Raw genomic sequence first — 17,200 nt, 5'->3', positions numbered from 1 at the left:
TTTACCGAACAGCTATGTCGGTAGGGTATGGTCCGACAGTCCCTCCCCCGCCGTCGCGTCCTCGCACTCACCGGTAGCGCCCTCCTCGGTGGCTGTCTCGGTTCGACACCGGAGGGGACCGACCCCTCGGAATCGACGACGGACGACGAAAGCGATGCCCCGATGACGAACGGCCCACCCGCGGCCGAAGGGTCGTGGGCACAACTCGGCCGGGACGCGGGCCACGACGGCTACAATCCGTCGGTCCCCTCGACCTGCTCCGATGTCCGGTGGACGGTGGAGACGGAAGGGCCGTTGACGACACCGACGGTCGCCAACGACACCGTGTACGTCACGCGCGGTAATTTGACCGGCGGGGCTCCCGAAGCAACGCTCGAAGCGTACGATTTGTCCTCGGGCGACCCGAAGTGGTCCGTCTCGCTGGACACGACGTACGTCTTTCACGCGCCGCTTTCGGACCTCCGTCCCGTCTATCACGACGGAAACCTCTACCTCAACGTGGACGAAGCGTTCGTCGTCATCGACGCGGAAACACGGCGAACGCGGTGGAAAACCTCGTCGTTCGACGGGTTCATCAACGACCCGCCGGTCGTGACCGACGACGCCGTCTACGGGGCCGGGCGAAAGGGCCTCGTCTGCTTCGAACACGACGGGAGCAAACGGTGGGAGTTCGAACCGGACGGTCGCATGTCTCACCCGTCGTTTCCGGCGGTGCTAGGCGATACCGTCTACACGGCGGTCAACGGCGAACTGTTCGCGCTGGATACGGAGACCGGGTCGGTGTCGTGGCGAAAATCGGACGGTGACTTCATATCCGCCGTCGTCGCGACGGAGAACGAAGTGATTCAGTCCGGGCGCACGGTTCGCGTGTTCGACCCGGACGGAACCGAGCGTTGGCAGGAAAAGGGTGCGGAAAAGGCCAGCATTCGCCCCGCCCTCGACGAGGAGACCGTGTACTGTGCGGACCTCAACGGCAACGTCCTCGCGCGGGAATTAGACTCCGGCGACCTGCGATGGGAACGAAACCTTCCCGAGCGGGAATGGGCGCAGGGAACGATTCCAACCGTGACGGACGGGGCCGTGAACCTCCTCCGAACGGGCGAGGAGAACACCACGGTGTACTCGCTCGCCGCGGCGGACGGGAAGACGAACTGGAAGATATCGAAGAAGGGGAATCGCGCTCGCGGACCGATTCCGGCACGCGAGACGGTCGTCTTCACCACCGAGTACACGCCACCGAGTCAGCGCGAATCGAAAACCGTCTCGGAAGGGTTAGACACGACCAGCCAACTCCGGGCCTTCGATGTCTGAACCGTCCCGTATTCGTGCGGCTCCGACCCGAGCAAATGACGTTCAGGCTCCTCGAAACTCCTCGTAATCGCCAATATCGCCGGTTTAACGTAGAACGTTCCGGATAAACCGACGGTAGGATATGATTGGTAAACTGAAACGTCTGTGCCCTTTATCAGCGAGTCCGGCATAGACCGGAGGCGAGGTAGCAATGACCGAAAGTGACACACAAGAACACGTCGAATCGAAAGACCGACGCTCGTTCATGAAGAAAGGTGCACTCGCGACGGGTGCGCTCGCATTGGGATTGGGGAGCGCCGGAAGCGCTTCGGCGCAGTCCAGCAACGTACTGGTCTACACCTACGACTACCACCCGGACGTCGAGTTCCGAGTCGTCAACACGTTGGAAGCAGCGACGACGGTTCGCCTGCTCGAACGACCCGGCGGCGGCAACGTGCCGGAGATCAGCCAGCCGGACAACTACAACGGCTACATCATCCGCTACTTGCTCGGCGGGAGCAACGGCGGACAGGGTCAGATAACCACCTTCATGTTCAAACAAGGTGGCCAGTCCCTGAGCCAGGGCGACACGCGGCGGTTCAGCGGTAATGCGTCCATCTTCAGCAGCGAACTCAACCTGCTTAGCACCAACATCGGTAGCGGTAGTGGTGGCGGAAATACGACGACCAGCGGCGGCAATTCGTCGGCGTAATCCCCCCATCCCACAACATCGTTTTTAGTACGAGCGCGTCGGAAATCGACACTTCTCGAATTTTTGTAAAACAGGGTCGTCAGTCGCCGATTGCGCCCGGAAACCCCGTTTCCGTCCGATCTCACACCATCGTAGTACTCACTGCCCGCTCGTTCAACATCCGCTTCCAGCGTGGAATACGCGGAACACGTCCGAATCTCTCAGTGACTTCGTCGTTCACAGGTACGTTGACGTTCTCCGTACGCAGGACGAGTCCGTCGTACCCCATCGGGTCGATGCTGAACGACGCCGCGACGTTACGTCTCACCGATTCTGTAACGCGTCTCGACCGGCGAACGTTCGGAGCGAAAGAGCGCGAAGTGAACGGCGAGCGCAACCGCGAGCAAGCCGAAGTTCCAGATAGGCGAATCGTAGTAGATGACGTCGATGATTATCGGCTTGGTGTACACCGGCCAGAGTGGCGACAACGGCGGGGCGATGTCGGGTGCCGAGAGGAGATCGGCGAACAGGTGGCTCATGCCGCCGGTCAGAAATCCGGCGGTGGCGAACACGAACACGGTTTCCTCAGCGATACTGTCGCTCCGTATCCACCGACTCGCTTCGAAGTGGGACGTGAGGAGGCGCGCCGCGACTGCACCGGCCACGACGCTGGCTACGGTGACGAACAACACCGTGTGCGTCACGCCGTGGTGGTGAACGGTCGAGAACACGTGTCGAAGCACGAGGTCCGTGTCGGGTAGCATCGCAGTCACGAGGGTGAACGCCGCGAACGCGAGACTTCCGCGCCGTCCCCACAACAGCCACGCGGGAGCGGCGAACAACAGTGCCATCGCGAGATGTCCGCTGACGTCGACCATACTCACACAACGGATGGTCGGTCGCTTATACGTTCTTGCCGAGAAACACGTCCGAAACGGGTGCCACGCTCTGCTGGCGAGCCGGCGAAGCGGGGTTAGGCTCGCGTTTCGTGGAGCACAGCTACTGCGGCGGTGGAAAATCGAACTAGTTACGCATCCGTTTGTACCGCTCGCTGAGGACTAACGGGAGGAAGAACCCGACGACCAACAGGACGAGCACCGAGAGCGGCCGGTTGTGAAACACTCGATTCGCGAGAATGGCAGAGACGACCGCGAGAATGACGGTGAGAACGGTTATCTTCGGTGCGAACTCCATTCGTTTCGCAGTAGATCGTCCGAAGGCATATAATTTCTCACGAACGTTCGAAAAATATGGTCGATATTCGTCTGAAACGCACGCCTACTACCACCGCTGGTCGTCCGGGATGGTCACGGGAGGACGAGTGTCGAAACCGGACACGAATTCGAGACCGGCGAGCGCGACTCTCCGGCGAATCGTCACCGATCACTTCCCGTCTTCGGCCGGTTCCACCTGCTTTCCGGTCTCTTTGGGAATGACGCGCTGTTGGGCGTCCTCCCACTCCCGGTCGAGTTCTCGCCCGTCGAACAACCGGTCGAGGAAGACGGCGAGTCCGGCGACCTCGGAGTGGGGTTGATTGGTCACGCCGACGTTCCAGTCCGCCGCCTCGTACACGTCGAACGGGACCTTCTCCGCGCCGACGACGACGAGGAGGGGTTCGTCGGCGTGTGCGTCCCGAACGTCCCCTTCCACGTCCTGTACGCGCTCGCCGTACATCGTGAGGTGGACGACGTTTCCCTCCCAGTTTCGGATAAGCGCCTTTTGACTGCCGGATAGTTCGACCTCGAACGGGCCACCGAAGCGGTCGGTGATGTCGCGAATGGTCTCCTGTGACTGGGCGGCGTTGTCGGGAAGGACGACGCGGTCCGCACCGAGCGCGCGGGCCGTGAGTCCGACGTGCGTGGTCATCCGTTCGTCGCGTCCGGGTCGGTGGCCGAGACGAACGACCGTGACCGACGGTTCGTCGTGCATACGTGTCGATGTCGTCCGGACGGGTTAGGAGGTTTCGAATCGCGGATTCCAGCGATACCGGAACACACTTGCCGGAAACCCGCACAGATTGGTGCATGCAACTCTCCGGTAAACGAGTTCTCGTAACCGGCGGTGCCGGTTTGGTTGGTTCCCAGATGGTCGACGACCTCGTCGCGAACAACGAGGTGGTAGTCGCGGACGACCTCTCCAACGGAATCGAGTCCTCGATTTCCGACGACGCCGAGTTCGTGCAGGCCGACTTGACCGACGAATCGACGGTCGCGGAGGTCATCGACGACTCCTTCGACGCCGTCTTCCACTTCGCGGCGGCGGACAAGTACGTCAACACCGACGACCCGCGACCGCAGTTCGAGGAGAACGGCGAGATGACGTACAACATCCTCGAACGTATGGACGAGGTCGGGGTGACGAACTTCGTCTTCACCTCCTCCTCCACGGTATACGGCGAGGCCCCGCGACCGACACCCGAGGATTACGCGCCGCTAGAACCCATCAGCATCTACGGCGCGGCGAAACTCTCCGAAGAGGCCCTCCTCTCGACGTTCGCTCACTCCTACGATTTCACCGTGTGGAACTTCCGTTTCGCCAACATCGTCGGCCCGCGGTTCGGCGCGGGCGTCGTCCCGGATTTCGTGGAGAAGTTGGACGAAAACCCCGACGTGCTGACCATCCTCGGCAACGGGCTTCAGGAGAAGTCCTACATGCACGTCACCGAGTGCACCGAAGCTATTCGCTACGTCGTCGAGAACGCCGACGATGCGATGAACACGTACAACCTCGGTACGCGGACGACCACCTCGGTCAACGCCATCGCCGACATCGTGGCCGACGTGATGGACCTCGACCCCGAGTACGAGTACACCGGCGGCGACCGCGGTTGGACCGGTGACGTCCCGAAGATGCGCCTCTCCATCGAAAAACTGTCCGCGCTCGGGTGGACGCCCGCACAGAGCAGCGACGAGGCGGTTCGGACGGCGGCCGAACAACTGTACGATAGACTCGACTGACCGACTTCGGTCGAATCGCGGTTCCGAAACTCAAATCGAAAAATCAGTTCTCGCTTCCACGTCCTCTTCCACGATTTCGAGCGTCGCGACGACGGTGTACTGGCCCGGACGCGGGTCCGGCCACGCTCCCTTGAACGTCTTTTCCACGTCCAGGTCGAACGATTCGGACTGTAGCGCCTGCGTGTACATCCGCCCGTCGCTCGCGCGCCAGATTTCGGCGTCGTCTTCGAGGACGGCGAAATCCGCCTTGAGTCCGCTCCTGAACGTCACGTTTCTCGACTCCGCGTCCGGGTTTCGAACCGTCAGTTCGAACTCGACCGTTCCGTCCGTCGTCGCCGTCACGTCGCTTTCCAGCGTCATTATTTTCTTTTCCCCGCCCTGCCTCGAAAAGGTTGCCCTCCCCCCGTGGCAATCAGTTGTCGCTGGAGTCGAGGCCGAGCGACGCCGCCACGTCGAGGAGACCCGACCCGCTCTCGTTGCTCGCCAGACCGATGTCCTCCGCCGTGCTCGTCAACTGACTGCGGGCACCGGAGTTCGAGTACCCCTGTGCCATCAACTGTCCTGCGGCACCCGCGACGTGCGGGCAGGCCATCGACGTCCCCGAAAGCGTGTTGTACGTCTCGTCGGGGTAGGTGGAGTAGATGCTGCTGCCGGGCGCGGCGATTTCGACTTCGGGGCCGGTGCTGGAGAAGTACGAGAGGCCGTCCGAGTCGTTCGTCGACCCGACTGCCATGACTTCGGAATAGGCCGCCGGGTAGCCCACACAATCGGTACACGGTCCCGAGTTACCCGCCGCTGCGACGAGGAACACGCCGTTGTTCACGGCGTACTGACATGCGTCCTGAAGCGCCGCCGAACCGGACGACCCACCGAGGCTCATACTGCCGACGTCCCACCCTTGGTCCGCGACGTACTCGATTCCGGCCGCGATGTCGGAGAACGACCCGCTTCCCTCCGAGTTGAGGACCTTCACCGCGTGGAGCGTGATGTTCGGGCCGACGCCGACGACGCCCTGCGCGTTGTCGTTCGCCGCCGCGATACCGGCACAGTGGGTACCGTGGCCGTTGTCGTCGTCCCAGCTCTGTTGGCACTCGCCGGACGAACACGAAACCGCATACGCACCTGTTCCGAGGTAGTCCTGCAAGTCGGGATGGTCGGAGTCGATACCGGTGTCGATTATCGCCACGTCCGCCCCGCCGCCGAGGTAGCCGCTCGAATGTGCCACTTCGGCGTCCACGCGGTCGATTCCCCACGGGAGGTCTTCGGCTAACGCGTGCATCGTCCCGTTCTCCTCCACGTAGCGGATGTTCGGGTTCTTTTCGAGCGCCGTCGCCGCGCGCTTTCGGACGCGCATCGTCATCGCGTCGAACTCGAACTCCCGAATTACGTCCTCGGCAGCGTCGCGGGCCATCGCACGGCCGTGCTCGCTGTTGAACCCGACGTTTACCTCCACTTTATCCGTCGGTTCCGCCGAGGCCAGTCCCGAGACGGCGAGACCCGCCGTCGCTCCGCCGGTCGCCTTGAGTACGTTACGTCGTGACACGCCACTTTCGTTGAGTCGCATTGCTTGTGAAAAAATAGCATGGGCTACCTTAAATTTTTTTCTTATTGAAAAGAATAATAATATCTCTCTCGTATATGGAATAATATTTGAAAAGGCCTCTCTTCCTCAGTTATCGCTGGAATCGATGCCGACCGCCGCGGCGACGTCGACGAGGCCGTAGCCCTGTTCGTCTCCGGCCAATCCGATGTCTTCTGCGGTGTCACGCAACCGCTGCCGTGCGCCCGTGTTGGAGTATCCCGCGCCCATCACCTGCGCTGCCGCTCCGGAAACGTGTGCGGTGGCCATCGACGTCCCCGAGAGCGTCTCGTACGTGTCGTTCCAGTACGTCGATTCGACTTGCACGCCGGGTGCGGCGAGTTCGATTTCGGGACCCGTACTCGAAAAGCTGGCAAGGCCGTCGTTCTCGTTCGTCGCGCTGACCGCGATGACTTCCGACGCCGAGGCCGGATAGCCGACACAGCCGTCCTCTCCGCACGGTCCGGAACCGCCCGCCGCACCGACGAGGAGGCAGCCGTTGTCGTACGCGTACCGGATTGCAGCTTCGACGGTCGAGGAACTAGACGACCCACCGAGGCTCAGGTTGATGACGTCGTGACCTTGATCCGCCGCCCACTCGATACCTGCCGCGATGTCGGAGTAGGACCCCGACCCGTAGCTGTTCAACACTTTCACGGCGTGAAGTGTCGCTTCGGGAGCGACGCCGACGACGCCTTGCGTGTCGTTTACAGCCCCGATGACGCCAGCGACGTGCGTGCCGTGACCGTTGTCGTCGCTCCACGAACTGCCGACGACCGTCTTCCCCGTTCCGAGATTCGCCTGCAGGTTGGGGTGGTCCGCGTCGATGCCGGTATCGACGACGGCCACGTCCACGCCCGTGCCGGTGTCGCCGTGTTCTATCGCCACGTCGGCGTCGATACGGTCGATGCCGTGGGGAACGTCCTGAAGAAGGGCGTGCATCCTTCCGTTCTCCTCGACGTAGGCCACTCCCGCCGCGGATTCGAGCGCGGGAATCGCCTCCTCCGGTACGCGAATCGTCGCCGCGTCGATTCCCGAAAACTCCCGAACCACGTGACTCGCCGATTCGAGGGCCATCCGCCGACCGACGTGACTTTCGAATCCGACGTTCACCTCTCGAAAGTCGCCCGTTCCGGCGGCGACACCGCTCGCACCGACCCCGACGATGGATGCACCGGTCGTTTTCAACACGCTTCGTCGCGTCGTGTTCCGTATTTCTTTCGCCATCACCATACATAGAAAACACACCATCATAATATTTACTAATAATTGTTCGGAATAATATCGGACGGATTTGGAATGAGCGATTGGTAGTATCTCTCCGCGGTGTCGTCGAAAAAAGCGAAAATACCGTCGTCTGCACGTCGTTCTGACGTCGGTTTCTCAGTTGTCGCTGGAATCGAGGCCGAGCGCCGCGGCGACGTCGAGGAGGCCGCTGCCCTGTTCGTTGCTCGGGAGGCCGAGGTCCTCGGCCGTATCGAGGAGTCGGCTTTCCGCGTCACGGGCCGAGTAACCCTGTGCGATGAGCTGACCGGCGGCACCGGCGACGTGCGGCGTCGCCATCGACGTGCCGGAGTAGGTGTCGTAGCCACCGGGGACGGTCGAATAGATGTCCGTACCGGGCGCGATGATGTTGACTTCGGGACCCTGGCTGGAGAACGAGGACTGCTCGTCGTTGCTGTTCGAGGATGCGACCGTGATGGTCTCCTCGTACGCCGCCGGGTAGCCGACGCAGTCGGTACACTGGCCGTCGTTACCCGCCGCCGCCACGAGGACGACGCCCGCGTCGTAGGCGTACTGAATCGCGTCGTGAAGCGCCTGCGAACCGGACGACCCGCCGAGGCTCATGCTGCCGACGTCCCACCCTTGGTCCGCGACGTACTCGACACCCGCCGCGATGTCGGAGAACGTTCCGCTGCCGGAGCAGTCGAGAACCTTCACCGCGTGGAGCGTCGCTTGCGTCGAGACGCCGACGACGCCCTGACTGTTGTCTACGCCGTTCGCGATACCGGCGCAGTGAGTGCCGTGGTTGTTGTCGTCGGACCACGAATCGTTGCAGGAGTTGCTGTTACCGTAGAAGATACAACTCCCGGTGTATCCCCCGCTACCACAGGAGACGAACGACTTTCCTGCGCCGACGTTCGCCTGCAGGTCTGGGTGGTCGTCGTCGATACCCGTGTCGATGATGGCGATGTCGGCACCCGCGCCCGTATCACCATTGTCGTGTGCGACGTCGGCGTCCACGCGGTCGACGCCCCACGGCGTCGTCTGGGCGAGCGCTTCCATCGTCCCGTTCTCCTCCACGTAGCGGATGTTCGGGTTCTTTTCGAGCGCCGTCGCCGCGCGCTTCGGCACGCGAATCGTCATCGCGTCGATGGAGTTGAACTCCCGGACGATGTCGTCCGCGCTGCTTCGAGCCATCGCTCGCCCACGTGCGCTGTTGAATCCGACGTTCACCTCCACTTTGTCCGTCGGTTCCGCCGAGGCCAGACCGGTTGCACTGGCCGCTGCGAGCGAGCCGCCAGTTAGTTTGAGAATGTTACGCCGTGATACGCCATTGGCTTTCCTTGCCATACCAATTGTTAGATGATAACATAGGATTAAAAGATTATCTATTCTACGTAATATAAGTAATATCTATAATGGGATTAAATTACTACTAAAAAGAATGAATATATGGTACTACTGAAGAGTACCGTTCAGTTGTCGCTCGAGTCGAGACCGAGTGCCGCCGCCACGTCGAGGAGACCCGCACCGGTTTCGTTGCTCGAAAGGCCGAGGTCCTCCGCCGTCTGCGTGAGCGTGTCGCGTGCTTGCGCGTTCGATGCGCCGTTGGCCATCAACTGCCCTGCAGCACCGGCGACGTGCGGACAGGCCATCGACGTTCCCGAAAGCGTATCGTAGCCACCGGGAACGGTCGAGTAGATGCTACTGCCGGGCGCGGCGATTTCGACCTCGGGGCCGGTACTGGAGAAGTACGAGAGGCCGTCCGAGTCGTTCGTCGACCCGACCGCCATGACTTCGGAATAGGCCGCCGGGTAGCCCACACAATCGGTACACGGTCCCGAGTTGCCCGCCGCCGCGACGAGGAATACACCGTTGTTCACCGCATATTGACACGCATCCTGGAGCGTGGCGGAGCCCGATGACCCGCCGAGGCTCATGCTGCCGACGTCCCACCCTTGGTCCGCGACGTACTCGATTCCGGCCGCGATGTCGGAGTAGGTACCACTTCCGCGGGAGTTGAGGACCTTCACCGCATGGAGCGTCGCTTGCGTCGAGACGCCGATAACTCCCTGGCTGTTGTCCACGGCATCCGCGATACCGGCACAGTGGGTGCCGTGTTCGTTGTCGTCATCCCAGTCGTTGCGGCATTTCTTCTTTCCACCGCGGCAACTGACGAAGGCTTGGCCGGTTCCGACGTTCGCTTGCAGGTCCGGATGGTCGGAGTCGATGCCAGTGTCGATGATGGCGATGTCGGCACCCGCGCCCGTGTCACCGTTGTCGTGTGCGACGTCGGCGTCCACGCGGTCGATTCCCCACGGGAGGTCTTCGGCTAACGCGTGCATCGTTCCGTTCTCCTCCACGTAGCGGATGTTCGGGTTCTTTTCCAATGCCGTCGCCGCCCGCTTCGGCACGCGAATCGTCATCGCGTCGATGGAGTTGAACTCCCGGACGATGTCGTCCGCGCTGCTCCGGGTCATCGCTCGCCCACGTGCGCTGTTGAACCCGACGTTCACCTCCACTTTGTCCGTCGGTGCCGCGGAAGCTAGCCCAGTCGCACCGGTTGCCACCAGTGAACCGCCGGTCAGTTTGAGAATGTTACGTCGTGATACGCCATTGACTTTCCTTGGCATGCAATTACAACAAATAATCATGCAGTAATATATTTTTCTATTGTAATATCGAATAAAATGCCGCCGCAACGCTAATGCAGTTTGCGTCCACCGCCCCGGCACCGACTTATGCCCCGGACTGGCCGTTCTCCTCGATGTACCGTATTTCGGAATGACCGTCGAGTTCCGACCACTTCGCACGCGAAATCCGAACCGTCACCACATCGAGCGACTCGAACTCCCGAACGACGTCGATTGCGGCATCCAGCGCCGCTTGCTTGCCGTCCCTGCCATCGTATCCGATATTGACTTCGACGGTGTCCCGTTCGCAGTCCCCCACGTCATGATTCGACACACCACACAACTCGTCTCGCGGGTTATTAATAGGTTCACATTACTTTCAAATATTCAAATATTATATTGTTTTAATATCTTATACAAACAAATCCAAAATGCGACACACTCTGCAGTTCCGTCGAACGACACGCCTTTTACCCGGTACGACCCAACTAGACCCGTGCAAATCGTCGGGTACGAGACCGGTGCAGGTTCGGAGGAACGACCAGCGTTGCTGGTAGACGATGGCGGTTCCCTCTCGCGCGAAACGCTTCGACGTGGCGACGAACTCGAATACACGCTCGGCGACAGACACTGTGCGGGAACGTTCGACGGGTCGACGCATATCGCGTGCCCCCGACCCGACGCGCCATACTGCGACGTTCACACTCACACGTGGGTGTGCGCCCGCTGTACCGGCACGTGTCTCAAGGACGAGATGGACTGTTACGAGGACCACGCCATCTACCTCGCGGCGTTCGCGCCGCGGACGTTCAAGGTCGGCGTCACGCGCGATTGGCGACTTCACACCCGACTTCGGGAGCAGGGTGCGGACCATGCCGCACACCTCAAAACAGTGAAGAACGGCCGAATCGCCCGCGAACTGGAGGCGGAAATCGCGGAGACGTTCACCGACCGCGTTCGTGTCCCGACCAAGATTCGAACGCTCGACCGATCGGTGGACGACGCGGCGTGGCAGGACGCACTATCCCAGTTCGACCCGCTCGATACCTTCGAGTTCGATTACGGATTCGAACTCGAGTCGGCACCCGTCCACGAAACCCTCGCCAGCGGCACGGTCCTCGGGACGCAAGGCCGCGTCCTCGTCCTCGAACGCGGCGGGACGGCCTACGCCACCGACATGCGCGACCTCGTCGGCTACGAACTCGAACGCGGTGCGACCGACCGAAACCTGCAGGCCAGCCTCGGCACCTTTTAGGCCGGAGACTTCCCACTTTCGGTGTGGCAGACGTGACCCTCTCGTTCGAGAACGGTACCCTCCGCGTCGAGAGCGAGCACGACGTTCCGTTCGCCGAATCCGACCCTCGCTCGAAGACGCTCCGTGCCCCCGCCTACCGTTACGCCGCTATCCGTGACTTCTGCGACGAACACGGGATGTCCGTGGCCGATAGCGTCCTCGACGTGCCGGACCTGCCGCCGCTTTACTCCGCGTACGAACTCCGGGAGTACCAGCGGGACGCGCTCGACGCGTGGGAAACCGCGGGGCAGCGCGGCGTCCTCGAACTCCCCACGGGGAGCGGAAAGACGGTCATCGGCGTGAAGGCCATCGAACGCTGTCAGGCGGCGGCCCTCGTCGTCGTCCCGACCATCGACCTGCTCGAACAGTGGCGACGAGTCCTCGAAACCGAGTTCGACGTGCCAATCGGTCAACTCGGCGGCGGCGAACAGAACGTCGAAGGGTTGACCGTCTCGACGTACGATTCGGCGTATCTCCGGGCCGACGACATCGGCGACCGGTTCGGTCTCGCGATTTTCGACGAGGTTCACCATCTCGGCGGCGAAGGCTACCGCGAAATCGCTCGACTCCTCGCCGCTCCCGCGAGAATGGGACTGACCGCGACGTTCGAGCGACCTGACGGTGCCCACGAAGTCGTGAGCGAACTCGTCGGGGAGAAGGTCTTCGACGTTCACGTTGACGAACTTGCGGGAACCCATCTCGCCCCCTACGACGTGAAGCGAATGACCGTCGAACTCACGCCCGAGGAGCGAGAACGATACGAGGCGGCCCAAGGCGTGTTCACGGATTACCTCGCCCATTCCTCCATCCAAATGCGGAGCGGCAGCGATTATCAGGGACTCGTCAAACGCTCGGGGAGCGACCCGAAGGCCCGCGAAGCCCTGCTCGCGAAACAGCGGGCACGCGACATCATGATGAACAGCGAGGGGAAAGTGGCGCTCCTCGCGGACCTCCTCGACACCCATCGTGACGACCGGATACTCGTCTTCACCGCGCACAACGACCTCGTCTATCGCCTCTCCGAACGGTTTCTCATCCCCGCCATCACCCACCGAACGTCGGTACCCGAGCGACGGGAGATTCTGGACCGTTTCCGCCGCGGCGAGTACTCCCGCGTCATCACCTCGAACGTCTTGGACGAAGGGGTAGACGTTCCCGACGCCAACGTCGCTATCGTCCTCTCCGGGAGCGGGAGCGAACGCGAGTTCACCCAGCGCCTCGGGCGAATCCTCCGGGCGAAAGACGACGGCGGACGCGCACTCCTCTACGAAGTCGTCACCGAGGAGACGGCGGAAGTCCGCGTCGCAAATCGACGTCGGTAGTTCCCCCCAATCGCTCGTCGATTCGTTCTATCGTTCCCCGGGCACTGTTTTCTCACTGATCTACCGATATCGTTTTCTCCGTATTCACGATAGTTTGTTTCTTTTTTATACTATCTACTGTATCTCTGTTTTTGATAGTATAGTGGTAGTACTCAATATACCCGGCCGCATTCACTCGAACGGGGACGCCCACTTCCCTCTGACATGGCTCTTGGGGCGTCCCCGTTCGACGTTTCAACCAGGAGGCCGACGATGACCGACCTATCCACCACTTCGACCGAGGAGTACGAACTACTGACCGCGAAACAGAAGGAGCGACAGGGGAACACCGAGACGGCGACCATACAGGACGTTCGTGTAACCCGAGTGCAGGTCAACCTCTCGCTCAGCTTCGACTGGACGGCCGACTCGACCCGACTCGTGTACGATTTGGACGACGAGCGGGACGTGCGCAAACTCGAAGCGTTGGCCGACGAACACGGCTTCGATTTCGCACAGGTCGGCCACCTCGAGGGCCTCACGGTGCCCGTTCGGTACACGAGTCAGGGATGGGTTCCGACGACGTACCTCGCGTACACCGAGGGCGAAGGCACCATCCCGGAGACGTTCCGAACGGAACTCGAACTGTTCAGTCGGGAAATCGCGCGGACGCCGGATTCTCTCGGCCGGTTCACCTCGTGGCTCAAATCCCTCTCCACGAAACAGCTCATCATCGGCGTCATCATCGTGAAGAAACTGCTGATAGTCGCCATCCTCGTCGGGATGGTGCTGTAGTTACACCAAGTTGATGCTGATGGATGATTTGTTCGCGTTATCGTACTTCTCGTACGTCACCTCGAACGGGACGTGAACGTCCTTCGATTCGTTTCCGGGAACGGATATTTTCGGTTCCATTTCGTGAACGGCGCCGTCAGTGGTGGCCGTCACTTTCAGCGTGGCGGACTGCTTCTTGCTCCCGTGATTTTGTACCGTGACGACGACCACGAGATTACCGTTTTCACCCTCTTTTGGTCGTATTTTGATGCTTTCCAGATCTCCTGATCGTTTCTTATCGCCGTCGTCGGTGTTACCGCCGCGCCCACCGAGGATGGCGGCACAACCGCTGGTCGCCGCGAGGGAGGCGACGAGGCCGAACTGTTGGAGGGCATCTCGTCTTCGCATACTCGGTACCGATTCGAGCGGTCGGAATGAATCTTCTCATTCCGTCGGCTTTTGTACACTGCACGTGTAGTGTCAGGTGTGCTTACGAAAGACCTGCTCCGGGTGTCCCGCGCCGGAGGAGGGTACCACCCGCAGTTCGCCGACCGTTCCCAGCGGCCGCTCGCAGCACGCGTCCTCGGAACGTATCAGGGTCACGTCGGCGAACCGTTCGGGCAACTCCAGTCCGCCCTTTCCGAACTCGAAACCGACGCGCCCGACTTCAAACTCGTCCGCGGGTTCGCCAAACTCCTCGACCGCGAAGCGACGTTCGAAACGGAGGCCGCCATCCCGCCGGACCGCGCACGAACCGCCGCCTTCGAGGCGGCCGAAGCGGTCGGCGTCGTCACCGAAGCGGAACGGGAAACCGCCCTCCTGCGGGCGGCAGACCGCCTCGCTTCGACGCCGGACGACGTCGCGGAGTCGCTGTACGCCGACCTCGAAGAGCGACAACCCCTCGTCTCCTTCGACTCGCGGTGGGACCCGGACGAACTCGTCTCCCAGTACAACCTGTCGCTCGCCCAAACGGCGCTGTTCGACGCGACGGAACTCCGCGTTCGGAGTTCCGACCCGCGAGCGCTCGTCTCGGCCGTCAAGCGACTTCGGTTGATGTACGAAATCCACGAGACGGACGACGGACGCGAAGTCATCGTCACCGGCCCGGACGCGCTGTTTCGCTCGACACGACGGTACGGGACACGCTTTGCGAGACTGCTCCGAACCGTCGTCAAAGCCGACGATTGGCGACTCGTCGCCACCATCGACGACCATGGAACCGAACGCGAGTTGGTTCTTACCGATGAGGACCCGATTCGACCGCCGGGAACGGAGCCCATCGCGGACGTGTCGTTCGACAGCGAAGTGGAGCGGTCGTTCGCGACCCGGTTCGAGGCCCTCGATTTGGACTGGGACCTCGTGCGCGAACCCGAACCCTTGGCGGCGGGCGCGCGAGTGATGATACCCGACTTCGCCTTCGACTATCGACACGCCGACTTTCGGGTGTTCTTCGAAATCATGGGCTTCTGGACGCCCGAGTACGTCGAAAAGAAACTCGCCCAATTGGATTCCGTCTCCGACGTGCAACTACTCGTCGCCGTCGACGAAAGCCTCGGCGTCGGCGAGGAGATAACCGCCCGCGACCATCGCGCGATTCCGTACTCCGGGTCGATTCGGCTCAAGGACGTTCGGGACGCCCTCCGACGGTACGAGGAAGAACTCGTCGCGGAAAGCGTCGCGGCGCTACCGGACGAACTCGTTCCCGACACGGACGTGATTTCGCTGGCCGACCTCGCCGTGGCACACGGCGTGAGCGAGGAAGCGCTGAAAGGTGCGTCCTTCCCCGAGCATCGGCGGGTCGGAAGGACGTTGATTCGTCCTCCCGTCCTCGACGCCATCGACGACGAAATGGAGGACGGAATGGCCTATTCGGCGGCGAAGTCCGTCCTCGAAGAACGCGGTATCGAGGACGACAGCGCCCTCCTCTCTGAACTGGGCTACGCCGTCGAGTGGGAGGGGTTGAGCGGCGGCGTGATTCGGACACGGGACGGAGAGTAGAAAGTTCGGCCGTTTCAGAGGTCCCGCTGTCGTCCCTGCGGGACGAGCGACTGCAGTTCGCCGTGGAGGAACAGTCCAACGCCGAGCGGTTCGACTCCTCCCGCGATTTCGTGTGCGGCGATGAGGTAGCCCCAATCGCCCTCCCACTCGATTTCTTGGTCCTCGCCACGGGCGAACCGCCGGGCCTGTTCGTGGTCGAGTTCGACGACGTTCTTCGTCGCGTGCCGACCGAACCGCTGGGCCGCGTTCGTCGTCGGTTTCCAGTGTCGCTGTCGCGTGCGGAGGAACGTCATCCCGAGCGCTTCGATGTGAACGGGGGACTCCAAATCGCCGTCCAGTATCCAGATTTTACCCTTCCCTTTCTCCCAGAAGGACGCTCCCTCGAACGTCTCCGGTGGAATTCCGAACCGGTCTTCCCACCAGTCGAGTACTTCCCTCCTGCTCGCGCGTCCCGAAACCTCGCGGTCGTCTTCGGTGTCCGGCAGACGGTCGAACCGCTGGCCGTCGTTCGTCGTCAGTTCGTCCCCACCGTTGTCGCCATCCTCGCTCATCGACCTACCTCCAGTTTCGCGCAGAAGAACCCGCCCGTGTCGTTGTGGTGCGGATAGAATCGCTTCGCTTTTCGAATGCTCTCGTCGAACTCGTCGCCCTTCCACTCGGTCAGTCCCGGTTCCGACTGAAGGCCGATGTCGTACTCGATTAGGCGGCAGTCCTCACGGGAGAGAACGTAATCGAGGACCGCCTCGTTCTCCTCCGGTGCGAACGTGCAGGTGGAGTACACCACGGTTCCACCGTCCCGCGTTGCCTGCACCGCGCGGCGAAGGATTCCCTTCTGAACGCCGGCGACGCCCTCGATGTGGTCCAAACCCCAATCGTCCAACGCGGTCGGGTTCTTCCGAATCGTCCCCTCACAGGAGCACGGCACGTCCACGAGCGCCGCGTCGAACGCGGAGAGACCGAACGGTTTGAGCGAGAAGTTCCGGGCGTCCTGATTCGTCACCGCGGCGCAGGTGATGCCCAGACGTTCCGTGTTGAACCGGAGCGCCGAGAGGCGACCGAGGTTGCTGTCGTTCGCCACGACGAGTCCCGTGTCGTCCATTAGCGCCGCAAGTTGCGTCGTCTTGCTCCCCGGCGCGGCACAGGCGTCCAACACGCGTTCGCCGGGTTCCGGGTCGAGCACGAACGCCGGAATCGAGGAAACCTCCTCCTGTCCGTGCGTCCACCCGTGAAACGAGGGCCACGTGTTGCCGGGTTTCCCCTCGATTTCCAGCACGTTCTCGTTCCACTCGCGCGGCGTCCACTCGACGTTCCCCTCGTCGAACGCCCGCGTCACCTGCTCTCGGGTCGCTTTGATGCGGTTTACCCTGACGACAGAGGGAAGCGGGCGCTCGCACGCCGCGAGAAACGCCTCGAAATCGTCGAGGATGGGTTCGTAACGCTCCAGTGCGTCCATTGCTCG

At 61.8% G+C, this 17,200-nt stretch carries 20 protein-coding genes; 7 read left to right on the top strand and 13 right to left on the bottom strand.

What is annotated here, in order from left to right; all coding sequences use genetic code 11:
- The first annotated feature begins 27 nt into the window (after nt 1–27).
- Both AC1XDK_RS13385 and AC1XDK_RS13380 read left to right on the top strand, forming a co-directional pair.
- The gene (locus AC1XDK_RS13385; protein WP_483350398.1) at nt 28–1,311 is read left to right on the top strand and encodes a PQQ-binding-like beta-propeller repeat protein; all 1,284 of its coding nucleotides are present in this window, start codon (nt 28–30) and stop codon (nt 1,309–1,311) included.
- A gap of 190 nt (nt 1,312–1,501) precedes the next feature.
- The gene (locus AC1XDK_RS13380) at nt 1,502–2,002 is read left to right on the top strand and encodes a twin-arginine translocation signal domain-containing protein (protein ID WP_483350397.1); all 501 of its coding nucleotides are present in this window, start codon (nt 1,502–1,504) and stop codon (nt 2,000–2,002) included.
- A gap of 121 nt (nt 2,003–2,123) precedes the next feature.
- Here AC1XDK_RS13380 and AC1XDK_RS13375 read toward each other — a convergent pair whose 3' ends face one another.
- The 4 genes from AC1XDK_RS13375 to AC1XDK_RS13360 all read right to left on the bottom strand — a co-directional run bounded on the left by AC1XDK_RS13375 (nt 2,124) and on the right by AC1XDK_RS13360 (nt 3,910).
- The gene (locus tag AC1XDK_RS13375; RefSeq protein WP_483350396.1) at nt 2,124–2,309 is read right to left on the bottom strand and encodes a hypothetical protein; all 186 of its coding nucleotides are present in this window, start codon (nt 2,307–2,309) and stop codon (nt 2,124–2,126) included.
- Complete coding sequence (locus tag AC1XDK_RS13370) at nt 2,299–2,859, bottom strand: metal-dependent hydrolase (RefSeq protein WP_483350395.1); 561 nt, start codon at nt 2,857–2,859, stop codon at nt 2,299–2,301. The genes AC1XDK_RS13375 and AC1XDK_RS13370 overlap by 11 nt, the downstream gene beginning before the upstream one ends.
- A 145-nt stretch (nt 2,860–3,004) precedes the next feature.
- Complete coding sequence (locus tag AC1XDK_RS13365) at nt 3,005–3,175, bottom strand: DUF7987 family protein (protein WP_483350394.1); 171 nt, start codon at nt 3,173–3,175, stop codon at nt 3,005–3,007.
- Nucleotides 3,176–3,364: 189 nt separating this feature from the next.
- Nucleotides 3,365–3,910: a tRNA (cytidine(56)-2'-O)-methyltransferase gene (locus tag AC1XDK_RS13360; RefSeq protein WP_483350393.1), complete on the bottom strand. Its 546-nt coding sequence runs from the start codon at nt 3,908–3,910 to the stop codon at nt 3,365–3,367.
- Nucleotides 3,911–4,005: 95 nt separating this feature from the next.
- Here AC1XDK_RS13360 and AC1XDK_RS13355 point away from each other — a divergent pair, with 95 nt between their 5' ends.
- Nucleotides 4,006–4,938 carry an NAD-dependent epimerase/dehydratase family protein gene (locus AC1XDK_RS13355; RefSeq protein ID WP_483350392.1) on the top strand — a complete coding sequence of 311 codons (933 nt, stop codon included), beginning with the start codon at nt 4,006–4,008 and terminating at the stop codon, nt 4,936–4,938.
- A gap of 30 nt (nt 4,939–4,968) precedes the next feature.
- On the opposite strand, the gene AC1XDK_RS13350 is transcribed toward AC1XDK_RS13355, so the two are convergent.
- From AC1XDK_RS13350 to AC1XDK_RS13325, 6 genes are all read right to left on the bottom strand, one after another.
- Nucleotides 4,969–5,298 carry a BsuPI-related putative proteinase inhibitor gene (locus AC1XDK_RS13350; protein ID WP_483350391.1) on the bottom strand — a complete coding sequence of 110 codons (330 nt, stop codon included), beginning with the start codon at nt 5,296–5,298 and terminating at the stop codon, nt 4,969–4,971.
- A 52-nt stretch (nt 5,299–5,350) separates the two neighbouring features.
- Nucleotides 5,351–6,502 carry a S8 family serine peptidase gene (locus AC1XDK_RS13345; RefSeq protein WP_483350390.1) on the bottom strand — a complete coding sequence of 384 codons (1,152 nt, stop codon included), beginning with the start codon at nt 6,500–6,502 and terminating at the stop codon, nt 5,351–5,353.
- Nucleotides 6,503–6,607: 105 nt separating this feature from the next.
- On the bottom strand, nt 6,608–7,744 hold the full coding sequence (locus AC1XDK_RS13340) for a S8 family peptidase (protein WP_483350389.1): 1,137 nt from the start codon (nt 7,742–7,744) through the stop codon (nt 6,608–6,610).
- Between the two features lie 156 nt (nt 7,745–7,900).
- On the bottom strand, nt 7,901–9,091 hold the full coding sequence (locus tag AC1XDK_RS13335) for a S8 family peptidase (protein ID WP_483350388.1): 1,191 nt from the start codon (nt 9,089–9,091) through the stop codon (nt 7,901–7,903).
- Nucleotides 9,092–9,216: 125 nt separating this feature from the next.
- Nucleotides 9,217–10,374, bottom strand: coding sequence for a S8 family peptidase (locus AC1XDK_RS13330; RefSeq protein ID WP_483350387.1), 1,158 nt, complete (start codon nt 10,372–10,374; stop codon nt 9,217–9,219).
- A gap of 106 nt (nt 10,375–10,480) precedes the next feature.
- Nucleotides 10,481–10,708: a hypothetical protein gene (locus AC1XDK_RS13325; protein WP_483350386.1), complete on the bottom strand. Its 228-nt coding sequence runs from the start codon at nt 10,706–10,708 to the stop codon at nt 10,481–10,483.
- A gap of 162 nt (nt 10,709–10,870) precedes the next feature.
- Here AC1XDK_RS13325 and AC1XDK_RS13320 point away from each other — a divergent pair, with 162 nt between their 5' ends.
- From AC1XDK_RS13320 to AC1XDK_RS13310, 3 genes are all read left to right on the top strand, one after another.
- Nucleotides 10,871–11,629 carry a DUF2797 domain-containing protein gene (locus AC1XDK_RS13320; protein ID WP_483350385.1) on the top strand — a complete coding sequence of 253 codons (759 nt, stop codon included), beginning with the start codon at nt 10,871–10,873 and terminating at the stop codon, nt 11,627–11,629.
- 23 nt (nt 11,630–11,652) lie between these two features.
- Nucleotides 11,653–12,990, top strand: a complete 1,338-nt coding sequence (locus AC1XDK_RS13315) for a DEAD/DEAH box helicase family protein (RefSeq protein ID WP_483350384.1) — start codon at nt 11,653–11,655, stop codon at nt 12,988–12,990.
- 252 nt (nt 12,991–13,242) lie between these two features.
- Nucleotides 13,243–13,764, top strand: a complete 522-nt coding sequence (locus AC1XDK_RS13310; RefSeq protein WP_483350383.1) for a hypothetical protein — start codon at nt 13,243–13,245, stop codon at nt 13,762–13,764.
- Here the strand turns inward: AC1XDK_RS13310 and AC1XDK_RS13305 are convergent, their stop codons facing one another.
- Nucleotides 13,765–14,151 (bottom strand): hypothetical protein, encoded by a 387-nt coding sequence (locus AC1XDK_RS13305; RefSeq protein ID WP_483350382.1) that lies wholly within the window; start codon nt 14,149–14,151, stop codon nt 13,765–13,767.
- A 78-nt stretch (nt 14,152–14,229) separates the two neighbouring features.
- Here AC1XDK_RS13305 and AC1XDK_RS13300 point away from each other — a divergent pair, with 78 nt between their 5' ends.
- Complete coding sequence (locus AC1XDK_RS13300; protein ID WP_483350381.1) at nt 14,230–15,741, top strand: DUF790 family protein; 1,512 nt, start codon at nt 14,230–14,232, stop codon at nt 15,739–15,741.
- 14 nt (nt 15,742–15,755) lie between these two features.
- Here AC1XDK_RS13300 and AC1XDK_RS13295 read toward each other — a convergent pair whose 3' ends face one another.
- Both AC1XDK_RS13295 and AC1XDK_RS13290 read right to left on the bottom strand, forming a co-directional pair.
- Nucleotides 15,756–16,292, bottom strand: coding sequence for a DUF7122 family protein (locus tag AC1XDK_RS13295; RefSeq protein ID WP_483350380.1), 537 nt, complete (start codon nt 16,290–16,292; stop codon nt 15,756–15,758).
- Complete coding sequence (locus tag AC1XDK_RS13290; protein ID WP_483350379.1) at nt 16,289–17,194, bottom strand: RsmB/NOP family class I SAM-dependent RNA methyltransferase; 906 nt, start codon at nt 17,192–17,194, stop codon at nt 16,289–16,291. The genes AC1XDK_RS13295 and AC1XDK_RS13290 overlap by 4 nt, the downstream gene beginning before the upstream one ends.
- Between the last annotated feature and the right edge of the window lie 6 nt (nt 17,195–17,200).

Source organism: Haladaptatus sp. HS23, from assembly GCF_056892285.1.
Note: the sequence above shows the minus strand (reverse complement) of the source record. Positions and strands in the feature narration are given on the sequence as shown.

Excerpts from the sequence above, each read along its gene's own strand:
- AC1XDK_RS13365 (WP_483350394.1), bottom strand. The coding sequence starts at position 3,175 with ATGGAGTTCGCACCGAAGATAACCGTTCTCACCGTCATTCTCGCGGTC.
- AC1XDK_RS13355 (WP_483350392.1), top strand. The coding sequence starts at position 4,006 with ATGCAACTCTCCGGTAAACGAGTTCTCGTAACCGGCGGTGCCGGTTTG.
- AC1XDK_RS13345 (WP_483350390.1), bottom strand. The coding sequence starts at position 6,502 with ATGCGACTCAACGAAAGTGGCGTGTCACGACGTAACGTACTCAAGGCG.
- AC1XDK_RS13330 (WP_483350387.1), bottom strand. The coding sequence starts at position 10,374 with ATGCCAAGGAAAGTCAATGGCGTATCACGACGTAACATTCTCAAACTG.
- AC1XDK_RS13295 (WP_483350380.1), bottom strand. The coding sequence starts at position 16,292 with ATGAGCGAGGATGGCGACAACGGTGGGGACGAACTGACGACGAACGAC.
- AC1XDK_RS13310 (WP_483350383.1), top strand. The coding sequence starts at position 13,243 with ATGACCGACCTATCCACCACTTCGACCGAGGAGTACGAACTACTGACC.
- AC1XDK_RS13380 (WP_483350397.1), top strand. The coding sequence starts at position 1,502 with ATGACCGAAAGTGACACACAAGAACACGTCGAATCGAAAGACCGACGC.
- AC1XDK_RS13360 (WP_483350393.1), bottom strand. The coding sequence starts at position 3,910 with ATGCACGACGAACCGTCGGTCACGGTCGTTCGTCTCGGCCACCGACCC.
- AC1XDK_RS13305 (WP_483350382.1), bottom strand. The coding sequence starts at position 14,151 with ATGCGAAGACGAGATGCCCTCCAACAGTTCGGCCTCGTCGCCTCCCTC.
- AC1XDK_RS13340 (WP_483350389.1), bottom strand. The coding sequence starts at position 7,744 with ATGGCGAAAGAAATACGGAACACGACGCGACGAAGCGTGTTGAAAACG.
- AC1XDK_RS13350 (WP_483350391.1), bottom strand. The coding sequence starts at position 5,298 with ATGACGCTGGAAAGCGACGTGACGGCGACGACGGACGGAACGGTCGAG.
- AC1XDK_RS13290 (WP_483350379.1), bottom strand. The coding sequence starts at position 17,194 with ATGGACGCACTGGAGCGTTACGAACCCATCCTCGACGATTTCGAGGCG.
- AC1XDK_RS13385 (WP_483350398.1), top strand. The coding sequence starts at position 28 with ATGGTCCGACAGTCCCTCCCCCGCCGTCGCGTCCTCGCACTCACCGGT.
- AC1XDK_RS13370 (WP_483350395.1), bottom strand. The coding sequence starts at position 2,859 with ATGGTCGACGTCAGCGGACATCTCGCGATGGCACTGTTGTTCGCCGCT.
- AC1XDK_RS13335 (WP_483350388.1), bottom strand. The coding sequence starts at position 9,091 with ATGGCAAGGAAAGCCAATGGCGTATCACGGCGTAACATTCTCAAACTA.